The organism is Modestobacter sp. KNN46-3, assembly GCF_011039295.1.
The window spans coordinates 66,559-78,275 of the sequence record NZ_JAAKGN010000003.1 but is presented as its reverse complement, the minus strand read 5'-3'; the positions used below and the strand labels follow the sequence as shown (position 1 = coordinate 78,275).

At 75.4% G+C, this 11,717-nt stretch carries 10 protein-coding genes; 5 read left to right on the top strand and 5 right to left on the bottom strand.

Going from position 1 to position 11,717, the window contains the following annotated elements; all coding sequences use genetic code 11:
* The first annotated feature begins 180 nt into the window (after positions 1-180).
* The 3 genes from G5C62_RS02185 (at position 181) to G5C62_RS02175 (ending at position 4,776) form a co-directional block, all read left to right on the top strand.
* Complete coding sequence (locus G5C62_RS02185) at positions 181-2,277, top strand: SpoIIE family protein phosphatase (RefSeq protein WP_241175661.1); 2,097 nt, start codon at positions 181-183, stop codon at positions 2,275-2,277.
* Between the two features lie 117 nt (positions 2,278-2,394).
* Positions 2,395-3,354, top strand: a complete 960-nt coding sequence (locus tag G5C62_RS02180) for a sensor histidine kinase (RefSeq protein WP_164699837.1) — start codon at positions 2,395-2,397, stop codon at positions 3,352-3,354.
* A 153-nt stretch (positions 3,355-3,507) separates the two neighbouring features.
* Positions 3,508-4,776 carry a Cache 3/Cache 2 fusion domain-containing protein gene (locus G5C62_RS02175; RefSeq protein ID WP_241175660.1) on the top strand — a complete coding sequence of 423 codons (1,269 nt, stop codon included), beginning with the start codon at positions 3,508-3,510 and terminating at the stop codon, positions 4,774-4,776.
* An 18-nt stretch (positions 4,777-4,794) separates the two neighbouring features.
* Here G5C62_RS02175 and G5C62_RS27745 read toward each other — a convergent pair whose 3' ends face one another.
* The 5 genes from G5C62_RS27745 to G5C62_RS02150 form a co-directional block, all read right to left on the bottom strand.
* Positions 4,795-5,799 carry a type II secretion system F family protein gene (locus G5C62_RS27745; protein ID WP_241175659.1) on the bottom strand — a complete coding sequence of 335 codons (1,005 nt, stop codon included), beginning with the start codon at positions 5,797-5,799 and terminating at the stop codon, positions 4,795-4,797.
* Between the two features lie 6 nt (positions 5,800-5,805).
* Complete coding sequence (locus G5C62_RS02165; RefSeq protein WP_164699836.1) at positions 5,806-6,501, bottom strand: prepilin peptidase; 696 nt, start codon at positions 6,499-6,501, stop codon at positions 5,806-5,808.
* Between the two features lie 84 nt (positions 6,502-6,585).
* Positions 6,586-7,215 (bottom strand): class I SAM-dependent methyltransferase, encoded by a 630-nt coding sequence (locus tag G5C62_RS02160; protein WP_206330429.1) that lies wholly within the window; start codon positions 7,213-7,215, stop codon positions 6,586-6,588.
* A complete protein-coding gene (locus G5C62_RS02155; RefSeq protein ID WP_164699835.1) occupies positions 7,182-8,855 on the bottom strand; it encodes a lytic transglycosylase domain-containing protein in 1,674 nt (557 codons plus the stop codon). The genes G5C62_RS02160 and G5C62_RS02155 overlap by 34 nt, the downstream gene beginning before the upstream one ends.
* Before the next feature lie 204 nt (positions 8,856-9,059).
* Positions 9,060-10,172: an FAD-binding oxidoreductase gene (locus tag G5C62_RS02150; RefSeq protein ID WP_241175658.1), complete on the bottom strand. Its 1,113-nt coding sequence runs from the start codon at positions 10,170-10,172 to the stop codon at positions 9,060-9,062.
* A gap of 81 nt (positions 10,173-10,253) precedes the next feature.
* On the opposite strand from G5C62_RS02150, the gene G5C62_RS02145 reads away from it, so the two are divergent.
* Positions 10,254-10,847 (top strand): carboxymuconolactone decarboxylase family protein, encoded by a 594-nt coding sequence (locus tag G5C62_RS02145; protein ID WP_164699833.1) that lies wholly within the window; start codon positions 10,254-10,256, stop codon positions 10,845-10,847.
* Positions 10,844-11,713: an RNA polymerase sigma-70 factor gene (locus G5C62_RS02140; protein ID WP_164699832.1), complete on the top strand. Its 870-nt coding sequence runs from the start codon at positions 10,844-10,846 to the stop codon at positions 11,711-11,713. The genes G5C62_RS02145 and G5C62_RS02140 overlap by 4 nt, the downstream gene beginning before the upstream one ends.
* The last annotated feature ends 4 nt before the right edge of the window (positions 11,714-11,717 follow it).

The following is an 11,717-nucleotide window of genomic DNA, read 5'->3' as shown; positions in this document are numbered from 1 at the left end:
CATGGCAGGTGTTATCGCACAACGGTGCGCCGGAGCGGACACCGGTGCCCGCTCCGGCGACGTGATCTGCGTCGGGGTGCTTGCCCCAACTCGGTGGCACGTGACATAACTCCTGCAGCTCAACAGTGAGCGACGAGGCTCCCGGCCCGGATGTCGGGCGACCAGGTGGAGTGGGTGTCAGTGGCAGAGCCCACACACGTCGGCGACCTCGCGGACGACGTCGAGGGCGACCGGCTCCGGGCGCAGCTGGCCATCGACGCCGCGCGGATCGGGACGTTCGACTGGGACCTCCGGAGCGGACGGCTCGTCTGGGACGCCCGGCTGATCGAGATGTTCGGCTACGACCGGGAGACCTTCGAGCAGAGCATCGAGGCGTTCAACGCGCGCCTGCACCCCGACGACCTGACCTGGGTGACCGACGCCCTGCAGGCCGCCATCGACAGCTGTGCGGAGTACGAGGCCGAGTTCCGGATCGTCCTGCCGGGTGGGCACACCCGGTGGGTGTCGGCCCGCGGCCAGGCGGTCGCCGGCATCGACGGGTCGGCGGCCCGGGTGGTCGGGGTCGCCTACGACGCGACCGACGAGCTCGCCGCCGAGGCCCGGGTGGTCCGCGTGCTCGAGGCGATGCCGGCCGGCTTCTACTCCCTGGACCCCGAGTGGCGCTTCGTGCACGTCAACGCCGAGGCCGAGCGGCTGCTCGGGAGCAGTCGGGACGAGCTGCTGGGCCGGGTCATCTGGGAGGCCTTCCCGGCTGCGGTCGGCAGCCTCTTCGAGGAGAGCTACCGCCGGGCCGTCGCCACCGGCGAACCGGCCGCGTTCGACGCGCACTACCCCGCCCCGCTCAACGGCTGGTACGAGGTGCGTGCCTGGCCGACGCCGGACGGGCTGTCGGTCTACGCGATCGAGGTCACCGCCCGCCGCGAGGCTCAGGAGCAGGCCGAACGGTCCGCCCGCCGGCTGGCGCTGCTGGCGCAGGTCAGCGCCGAGCTCGCCGGCACCCTGGACGTGCAGTCGGCGACCGCCCGGCTGCCCCGGCTGGTCGTCCCGGCGCTGGCCGACTGGTGCATCGTGACGGTCATCGACGCGCACGGCCAGCCCCGCGACGTCGGCAGCTGGCACGTCGACCCCGCGAGCCGGTCGGTGCTGGAGCGGTACGCCGAGGTGCGGCTGGACGCCATGCCGATCGCCGCGCCGGTGGGCCGCGCTCTGCACGCCGTCGAGGCGGTGTCCTTCGCCGGTGCCGAGGTGCTCGAGCTGCTGCCGCCCGGGCAGGCGCGGGACCTGCTGACCGTGCTGGCGCCCCGGGCCGAGGTGGCCATCCCGCTCCGGGCGCGCGGCCGCACGCTGGGGCTGCTGACCCTGGCGTACGCCGACGGGCACGACGCCACCGAGGCGGACGTCGCGGTGGCCCAGGACGTCGCCGACCGGGCCGGTCTGGCGCTGGACAACGCGCGTCTGTTCGACCAGCAGCAGCAGATGGCCGAGGTGCTGCAACGCAGCCTGCTCACCGATCCGCCGGAGCCCGACCACGCCGAGATCGCGGTGCGCTACCTGCCCGCGGCCGAGGCCGCCCGGGTGGGCGGTGACTGGTACGACGCCTTCCTGCAGCCCAGCGGGTCGACGATGGTGGTCATCGGGGACGTCGTCGGGCACGACACGGCCGCAGCCGCGGCCATGGGCCAGGTGCGCAGCCTGCTGCGCGGCATCGCCGCCTACAGCGACGCCGGGCCGGTGGAGGTCCTCCGCGGGCTGGACTCGGCGATGACGCTGCTCCAGCTGAACACCCTGGCCACCGCCGCGGTGGCCCGGTTCGAGCAGACCGCCGACGAGCTGGAGCGCGGGGTGACCCGGATGATCTGGGCCAACGCGGGGCACCTGCCGCCGCTGGCGCTCAACCCCGACGGCAGCCTCGCGGTGCTCGCCGACTGGAAGGCCGACCTGCTCCTCGGCGTCGACGCCACGGTCGAGCGGACCGAGTCGGTGGTCACCCTGGACCGCGGGTCGACGGTGCTCCTCTACACCGACGGGCTGATCGAACGCCGGGACGCCGACCTGGACACCGGCCTGCTCCGGCTGCGGACCCACCTGACCGAGCTGGCCGACCTCCCGTTGGGCCAGCTGTTGGACGAGCTGATCGAGCGGCTGGTCGACGGCAAGCCCGAGGACGACGTCGCCGTGGTCGCCGTGCGACTGCACCGGCAGGACCGCCCGCGCCCGACGGAGGCCGGCCCCAACCGGGTGCCTGACGTCGTCCCGGACGACCCGGCGGGGCGCTGAGGACGGGCTGCGGGACCCCCGGCGGGGCACACCCGCAGCTGCCGCACCGGCATCGGCCTACCGTGGGCCCCACGCCCCGGCCCAGACCCTGCCCCGACGAACGAGAGGACCCGACACGTGCACGCACCGCCAGACCAGCTGGGTCCGGCCACGTTCCGGCACGACCTGGTCCTGCACAGCTCCGCCGAGGAGCTGGCCGCCGTCGCCGTCCCCTTCCTGCGGGCGGGGCTGGAGGCCGGCGACGCGGCCGTCATCACCACGAGCGAGCCGTCGGCCACGATGCTGCGGGATGCGCTGGGCGACGAGCACGTGCACGTGCTGCCGCGGCAGGAGGTGTACCAGGCGCGCACTCCTGCAACGATCACCTCCTTCCGCCGGCTCGCCGAGCGGGTCACCGGTCGCGGGCACGCCCGGCTGCGGGTGGTCGGGGAGACCGACTTCGGGAAGACGCCGCGGGACTGGCTGGAGTGGCAGCGGTACGAGGCCGTGCTCAACGAGGCGATGCGCTCGTGGCCGACCTGGGGGCTGTGTGCCTACGACGTCGAGTCGCTCCCCGGGGAGCTCGTCGACTGCGGGCTGCGCACGCACACCCACCTGGTCAGCGCCGACGGCCGCCGAACCAACCCGCACTTCACCGAGCCGGCCGACTACCTGCGCGCCCTGCCGGTCCCGGACGAGCCGCTGGAGGCCACCGAGCCGCTGCTGCAGGTCGTCGACGCCAAGGACTTCGCCGGGCTTCGGCATGCGGTCGGTGCCCGGCTGACGCAGCTGCACGGCTCCCGGGACGCGCTGGAGGACCTGCACCTGGCGATCGACGAGATGAGCGCGAACGCGGTGCGGCACGGCGGGCCGCCGGTCCAGCTGCGGTTGTGGGCGTCGGCCGACCGGGTGGTCTGCCGGATCAGCGACGGCGGCTCGGGGATGGACGACCCGTTCGCCGGCTACGGTCCCGCGCACGGGGACGACCTCTCCCACGGCGGCATGGGCCTGTGGCTGGCCCGCCAGCTGTGCGACCACGTGGACGTCGTCGACGGGCCGAGCGGGCTGTCCGTGCGGTTGACGACGCTGCTGCGCTGACCTGACGCCGCGCGGTGCCCGACCCGGCGTGCAATCGTTCCCGTCCGACCGGACTCCCGACGCGCCGCTCTCACCAGCGCGTTCCCGCCCTCGGCCCCCCTAGGCTGACCGCGCGAGGCGGGCACGGGTCCGCGTCCGAGAGGAGTCCGAGTCGTGCGCTTCCCGTCCCCGCGGGGCACCGCAGCGGTGCCCGGCGCCGTCGCGCCCCCGGCCGACGGGCCGGCGACCGTCGCCCCGCGTCCGGCGGCGCCCGCGCGTGCCCGCCGCAAGCCCGAGCAGGACGACAGCATGGCCGCGGCCGCCCAGCAGGCCGGCGTGCTCTCCTCGGCCAGCCGCGAGGTGTCCGACACCTCCCAGCAGGCCGCCGAGTCGCTGACCGAACTGCGCTCGGCGATCGCGGACATCTCCTCGCGCACCACGCAGGCCTCGGCGGTCGCGGAGGAGGCCGTGCGGGACGCCCGCGCGGTCGACGAGCGGATCGCCGCGCTGCAGGAGGCCAGCGAGTCGATCACCCAGATGGTGCGGTTGATCTCGGCGATCAGCCAGCAGAGCCGGTTCCTGGCGCTCAACGCCTACGTCGAGGCGGCGCGCGCCGGCGACGTGGGCCGGGGCTTCGCCGTGGTGGCCGACGAGGTCAAGGAACTGGCCAGCCGCACCGCCCAGGCCGCCGAGGACATCGGCGCGCAGATCGAGGCGGTGCAGTCCGAGACCCGGCAGGCGGTCACCGCGATCGGCCGGATCACCGGCACGCTGGGCTCGATCGCCGATGCGCAGGACGCGATCGCCGCCGCCGTCGAGCAGCAGCGCGCCGCCACCGACCGGGTCGTGGACAACGTCGACCGGGCGGCCAGCGGGTCGGCCCGGATCACCCAGGCGGTCGCCGAGCTGGCCGACAGCCAGCGGCTGGTCTACGTCCGGCGCGCGCTGACCCTGGCCGAGGACCTGCTCGACGAGGCCGGCGGCATCGACCTGGGCAGTGGGCACCGGACGGTGACCGTGACCGACCAGGCGACCTCGGCGACGCGCTCCGTCGGGCTGCCCGAGCTGCTGCTCGGCGGGGAGGTGCTGAGCTGGAACGACGACCCGCGGCACCGATCGGCGCTGGTCGACGACGTGGTGGCCCAGGTCGGCGGTACCTGCACGCTGTTCCAGCGGCTCGACGACGCCGGCGGCATGGTCCGGGTGGCGACCACGGTGGTGAACCCGCAGGGCCGGCGGAACATCGGCACCTGCCTCTCCCCCACCGGCGCCGACGGCAGCCGCAACCCGGTGCTCGCCGCGGTGCTCGACGGGCGGGTCTACACCGGCCCGGCCACCGTCGCGGGCAAGCCGTACTTCACCGCCTACGCCGGCGTGCACTCCGCCGCGGGCGCGCTGATCGGCATGCTCTACGTCGGCCTGCCGATCGACGCACCGGCCTGATCCGGCGGGCGCCCCGGGTTAGCCCAGGGACTCCAGCACACCCATCGCGGCGGGCCCGACGACGATGATCAGCAGCGCCGGCAGGACGCAGACCATCAGGGGAAAGGTGACCTCGACCGGCACCTTCATCGCCTGCTCCTCGGCGCGCTGCCGGCGCTTGACGCGCATCTCGTCGGCCTGCGCCCGCAGCACGTCGGCGAGCGGGATGCCGTAGGCCTCGGCCTGGTTCACCGCACCGACGAACCGCCGCAGGTCCGCGACCTGGGTGCGGGTGGCGAGCGCCTCGTAGGCGGCGCGGCCGGCGACCGTGAGCATCGCCAGGCCGGGCGTGGTGCTGGTCAGCCGGCCGCGGACCGGCGCCGCGACGGGCGGGATCCGGCCGACGAGCGTCTGCAGGCCCCGGGTGACCGGGTCCTTGCCGCCCTTCTGCAGCAGCGGGGCGCCGGTGTTGGTCGACAGCGGGACAGTGGAGTGCCGTGGCAGCACCAGCTCCAGCGGGGCGCCGACGGTCTGCTCCACGTCGGCCAGGTCCAGGCCGCTGCTGCCGCCGTCGCTGTTGTTGAGCACGAGGTGCCGCCGAGCGGGCACCAGGCCCAGCTCACCGAGCACGTCCAGCTCCTTGCGCAGGCCCCGGACGCCGGGCACACCCATGCTGCCCCGCATCACCAGGTCGGTCGCCCGCTCCAGCGCGGTGAGCGTGTGGTCGGTGAGCCCGGGGGCGGTGTCGACCACGACGTAGCGGAACTCCCGGCTGAGCATGTCGACCAACCGGCCGACGTCGGCGGGGGTGACCGCGTCACCGGCCGCCGGCGAGTCGCTGCCGGCGACGACGTGCAGGCCGGTGGAGTGCCGGCTGAGGAAGGTCTTGAGCACCAGCGGGTCGTTGGTCGCCGCGCCGTGCACGGTGTCGGGCAGCGTGTACTCCGGCCCCAGTGCGAGTGCGCTGGCGACGTCACCGAACTGCACGTCCAGGTCGACCAGGACGATCGAGCCCGGCAAGGCGGCAGCCAGCCCGACGGCCACCGCCGGTCACGGCAGGAGCAGGACCCAGTCCTCGGTCAACAGAGCCGCGACCAGGGCACCGCCGAGCAGCGCCGGCCCGAACGGCAGCCCGGTCCGGCGCCCCACCCGCCGGGCGGCGAGCAGCGCCAGCCCGACCACGGCCTGCAGCAGGAAGCCGAGGAGGAACCCGACCAGGACGACGGGCCAGCCGAGCCAGCCCAGGTACAGGCCGAGCAGCCCGGCCAGCTTGACGTCGCCCATGCCCAGTCCGCTCGGGGCGGCCAGCGCCATCACCAGCAGCACCGCGAACGCGGCTCCCCCGGCCAGCGCGGCGCGCCCCAGGCTGGACCAGTCGCCGTCGGCCCCGGCGGCGAGAGCCAGCAGGGCGAGGCCGCCGAGCAGCCCCGGCAGCAGCACCCGGTTGGGCAGCAGCTGCTCGCGCAGGTCGACGACGGTGAGCAGCAGGCCGACGGCGACAAACCACAGCCACGCGGGCAGCTGCGCCGTCCAGCCGAACCGGAGGGTGACCGCGACGGCGCAGATCGCCCCGGTCAGTTCCGGCCACGGGGCCCCGATCGCGCGGCCCCGCCGGTCGACGCGGGTCGCGACCGCCCCGTCGCCGGCCCCGACCCGACGAGGCGCGACCAGCGCCAGCGAGTCGACGACGCGGCCGGTAACGGCTCCGCCCAGTCCGGCGACCACCGCGGCGAACACGACGCTCACGTCAGGCGGGGCGGGGTCCGGTGCAGCACGCCGCACAGGGTGACACGCGGACACCGCTCCCCCGGGCAGGCTCGAGGCGGTCGGCTACGCGCCCTCGCGCCGGACGGCCACCACCAGCCAGCGGTCCTCGGCGTCGTCGACCTCGGTGACGCGCCAGCCGGTGCCGGTGAGCAGCTCCCGGATCCGGGGCTCGCTGCGCACGTCGTCCGGGGTCAGCTCCCGGCCGTGCCGCCGGGCCAGCGCTGCCCGGCCGACCGGGTGGAACAGGCCGAGCCGCGCGCCGTCGGCGGCGACCCGGGCCAGCTCCCGCAGGCCGGCCTCGGGATCGGGCAGGTGGGAGACCAGCCCGGAGGCGAAGAGGACGTCGAACGACCGTGTCCCGAACGGCAGCCCGGTGACGTCGCCACGCACCAGGTGCGCCAGCTCCCCGCGACCGCGCCGCTGGGCCTCGGCCAGCATCTCGGCGGTCAGGTCGAGGCCGACGAGCAGCCCGGTCGCGCCGGTGGCGGCGCGCAGCACCGGCAGGGCGCGCCCGGTGCCGCAGGCGGCGTCGAGGACGGCGTCCCCGGTGTGCACCCCCAGCTCGGCGACGGCCCGCTCGAACCGGGGCCCGTCGTCGGGGAACTTCTCCTCCCAGGCGGCGGCGCGGGAGCCGAAGAACGTCTGGGTGTCGCCGCCGGTCAGTCGGTCGCCTCGGCGGGGGCGGTGTCGCACTGCTCGTCGGTGAGCGTGGCCAGCTCCCCGACCAACGGGGCCGCGTCGGCGGAGCCCAGGACGACGGTGAGGTTCTCCCCCGTCGCGGGCCGGAGCAGCGTGACGACGCCGAGCGCCTCGGCCAGCTGCCGCACCGGCTCCTCCTGACCCTCGAGGTGCTCGATCGCCGAGTCGGTGACCTCGGCGCTGCTGACCGTGCCGAGGGTGAGCCCGGCGTCGGTGAGGACCCTGGTCACCGCCTCGACCAGGACCGGGTCACCGGTGCCGTCCACCACGTCGACGACGACCGGCTCGAACTCGGTGCCGCACAGGGCCGGCTCCGGGCTCGGCTCGGGTGCCGGGACCGGCGCGGGCTCAGGTGCCGGAACGGGCTCCGGCTCCGGTACCGGGGCGGGCTCGGGAGCCGGGACCGGCGCAGGTTCAGGTGCCGGGACGGGCTCGGGCACGGGCTGCGGTGCCGGGGCAGGCGCGGGCTCGGGCTCGGGCTCGGGCTCAGGAGCCGGGACGGGCGCGGGCTCCGGCGCAGGAGCGGGCTCCGGCGCGGGAGCCGGAACGGGCGCCGGCTCCGGAACGGGCCCCGGTGCCGGGGCAGGCGCGGGATCCGGCGCGGGCGCGGGCTCCACCGGCGGTGCCGGCGCGGCCGAGAGCGGCGGGGGCTCGACCGGCGCCGCAGGCGGCTCGACAGCCGGCGGCGGCTCGATCGCGGGCGGCGGGGCGGGGGCGGCCGGTGGCACGGTCGGCGCCGGACCCTCCGGGGTGGGCACCGGTTCCGGCGTCGTCCCGGCGTACGTGGCGGACAGCCCGAGCACCGTGGCCACGTAGCTGTCGGAGTGGTTGTAGGCGAAGACGGCGCGCGACTGGCCCTCCGGCGTGGAGAGGTCCCCACCCGCGGCGCAGAGGTACTTGCCGGTGGCGACGGCGGCGTCGTTGATGTTGAAGGGGTCGCGGCGCCCGTCGCCGTTGCCGTCGCTGTCGTACATCGCCCAGGTGGTCGGGATGAACTGCATCGGGCCGACGGCGCGGTCGTAGACGGTGTCGCCGTCCAGCAGGCCGTCGTCGGAGTCGAGGATCCGGGCGGTGTTGTTGGTGCCGTCGAGCGGGATGCCGATGATCGGCGGGCTCGACAGCCCGTCGGTGTGCAGGGTGGCGCCGGCGAAGCGGCCGTGGTTGGACTCGACCCGGCCGATGGCGGCGATCAGGGTCCAGCTGATGCCGCAGTCGGCGGAGAGCTCGGCGGCGCGCTGGTAGGCCGTCAGTGCGGTCGACGGGATCCCGCTGGCGGCCAGCGGCGACGCCTCGCCGGTCGGGGCGGCGGCGGGCGTGGCGGTGGCTGTCGCGGGAGCGCTGGGATCGGCGCTGGGATCGGCGTCGGTCGCGATCGCCACGGTCTCCAGCAGCGGTTCGAGCGGTGGCGCGAAGACGTCCCGCAGACCGGACGGCGGGCGGGGCACGAGCGCGTCGGCCTCGACGGCCATCAGGCGGGAGGACTGCGGTGGCGCCGGAGTGGCACCGGGTGCGGCGCTGGCCGCGGGGAGGAAGGCGACCAGGGCGGTGGTGATGCCCGCGCTGGCGACGACGCCGGGTGCCCGCACCCGGCTCGACCGGGTCTTCGTGTGCCGTCCGCGGCGGGCCCGGCTCATCAGCCGAGGACCTGCACGCGCTCGCATGGCATGACTTCAGGCACCAGTTCCCCCTGTGGCCGTCAACCTGCTGCAGCCGGGCGGGCATCGAACGATGCCCGGCTCCGGACGGGGACGACCGTAAACCGGGCCCCCCGGCTGCGCCATGCCCGTTCGGTGAACTCCTGGCAGCCGGCTGTGGTCGGCGCGCGACGCGTACGACGGTCACATCGCGAAACGGGCGGGCCGGAACGCATCGAGCAGGGGGCTCGGCTCTCCGTCCAGGACCTCGCCGGCGAGCAGCTCGCCGGCGATGAGGCCGAGCGTCGCGCCGCTGTGGGTGAAGGCGACGGTGAGGCCGTCGATGCCGGGGACGGCGCCGAGCACCGGGTGCCCGTCGCCGGGGATCGGCTTGCGCCCGACGCCGTAGGACGCGCAGGACAGCACCGGCCGACCGGCCAGCACCTGCGCCGCCTCGGACAGCAGCCCCTGCACCGTCGAGTCGCGGACGTCGAACGTCCCGTCGTCCCGGCGCACCACCTCCTCCTCCGACCAGCCGGCGTCCAGGACGATCCCGCCGCCCAGGGCGGGCCGGAGGGCCACCCGCGGCGTGTTCAGCACGGCGCGGAGCCGGTGCCCGAACGGCGGGGTGCGCACGAGCAGCGCGTTCGAGGTGGCGTCGGGCAGGGGCACACCGAGACCGGCGAGGGTGCGCGGGACGTCGGCGCCCGTGGCCAGCACGACGGCGTCGGCGTCGAGCACGTCACCGGTGCCGGTCCGCACACCGACGACCCGGCCGCCCTGCACGACGACCTGGCACGGACCGGCCGAGGTGCGCACCACTCCCCCGGCAGCCCGCAGGTCCCGCACCAGCTGCGCGATGAGCGACGGCAGGTCGACCCAGCCCTCGTCCGGGTTGAGCAGCGCGCCGTCGCCCGGGATCGCGCCGGCGTCCACCCCGGGGAGCCGCGCGGCGACGTCCGCCCGGCTCAGCCACTCGGCCGGGTAGCCGATCCGGCGCTGGTGCTCGAACGAGGCGCGGACGCCGTCGCCCCAGCGGAGGCCGCCGTCGAAGGCGATGTGCGCGGTCGAGTCGGGGCGGGCGGCGAACGCCCGGTAGCGATCGAGGGCGAGCATGCGGAGCCGGTGGTACTCCGGTGGGAAGTCGCCGGCCGAGTTCAGCCAGGACAGGGACCGTCCCGACGCGCCGCTGGCCGGCTCGCCGTCCGTCACGAGCGTGACCCGGGCTCCCCTGGCGGCCGCCTGCGCCGCGGCCGACGCCCCGAGCACTCCCCCGCCCAGGACGACGAGCCGCACCTGGTCACTGCCTCCGCTCACCCCCGCAGTCTCCCGGAGGGGTGTCACACCCGGCGCGCGGCCGGTGTCTCCATGTCGACCCACCACACACCTGGAGGAGACATGACGAGCAGCACCCGCGTCCCGGCGACCGAGGTCACCGGCGTCTACGGAGCCCTGGTCACGGCGATGACCCGCAGGATGTTCGGCGCGGTGCCGGAGTCGATCGGCGTGATGTGGCACCACCCGCCGGTGTTCAAGGCCCTGATGGGGCTCGGCCGGAAGTCCGACTCCTGGGATCGGCTGGACCGCGACCTGGCGTCGTTCGCGTCCATGGCCGCGGCCAGCACGATCGGCTGCAGCTTCTGCCTGGACCTGCACCACTTCCTGACCCACGACCGCGGACTCGACGAGGCCCGGGCGCGGGAGGTGCCGCGGTGGCGGGAGTCCGACGTCTTCACCCCCCTGGAGCGCCGGGTGATGGAGTACGCCGAGGCGATGAGCCAGACGCCGCCGGCGGTGACCGACGAGCTGTCGGCCGCCCTGCTCGCCGAGCTCGGGGCGCCCGCGCTGGTCGAGCTGACTGCCAGGATCGGCGCGATGAACCTCAGTGCCCGGACCAACGTCGCGCTCGGCATCCGGTCCGCGGAGTTCTCGGCGTCCTGCGGCCTGCCGCCGCTGGCGACCCCGTCACGGGAGGACAGCGCCTCGGCATGACCGACGACCCGTTCCTGGCCCACCGCAGCCTCCTGTTCACCGTCGCCTACGAGATGCTCGGCTCGGCCGCCGACGCCGACGACGTCGTGCAGGAGACGTGGCTGCGGTGGGCCGAGGCGGACCGCACGGAGGTGCGCGACCCGCGGGCGTACCTGGTCCGGGTCATCACCCGGCAGGCGCTGAACCGGCTGCGCACCGTGTCCCGCCGCCGGGAGGACTACGTCGGCGAGTGGCTGCCCGAGCCGCTGCTGACCAGCCCGGACGTTGCCGAGGACGTCGAGCTCGCGGAGAGCGTCTCGCTGGCGATGCTGACCGTGCTGGAGACCCTGGGGCCGACCGAGCGTGCGGTGCTGGTGCTGCACGAGGTGTTCGCCGTGCCGTACGAGGAGATCGCCGAGGCGGTGGGCAGGTCGGGCGCCGCCGTCCGGCAGATCGCGCACCGGGCGCGGGAGCACGTGGCCGCCCGCCGTCCGCGCATGGTGGTCGACCCGGCCGAGCAGCAGCTGGTCGTGGACCGGTTCCTGGCCGCGCTCACCGGCGGCGACGTGCAGGCGCTGCTGGACGTGCTGGCACCGGACGTCGTGGTGGTCGCGGACGGCGGCGGCCTGGCGCCCGCTGCCCGGCGCCCGCTGGCCGGCCGGGAGCGGGTGGCCGGGGCGCTGTCCCGGTTCGCCGAGCTCGCGCCCGGGGTGCGGATCACCACGCCGCTGATCAACGGCGGGATCGCCGCCCGGATCGACCCGGGCGGCCAGTTCGACACAGCGATCACCTTTGTCGTGGAGGACGGCCGGATCTCCCGGATGTACGCGGTGCGAAATCCGCGCAAGCTGGGCCGGCTGGACGAGGTGGCCGAGCTCCGGCGCTGACCGG

Bases quoted from the DNA above. Each gene is read 5' to 3' on its own strand.
- G5C62_RS02155 (WP_164699835.1), bottom strand. From the start codon at position 8,855: ATGAGCCGGGCCCGCCGCGGACGGCACACGAAGACCCGGTCGAGCCGG.
- G5C62_RS02145 (WP_164699833.1), top strand. From the start codon at position 10,254: ATGACGAGCAGCACCCGCGTCCCGGCGACCGAGGTCACCGGCGTCTAC.
- G5C62_RS02140 (WP_164699832.1), top strand. From the start codon at position 10,844: ATGACCGACGACCCGTTCCTGGCCCACCGCAGCCTCCTGTTCACCGTC.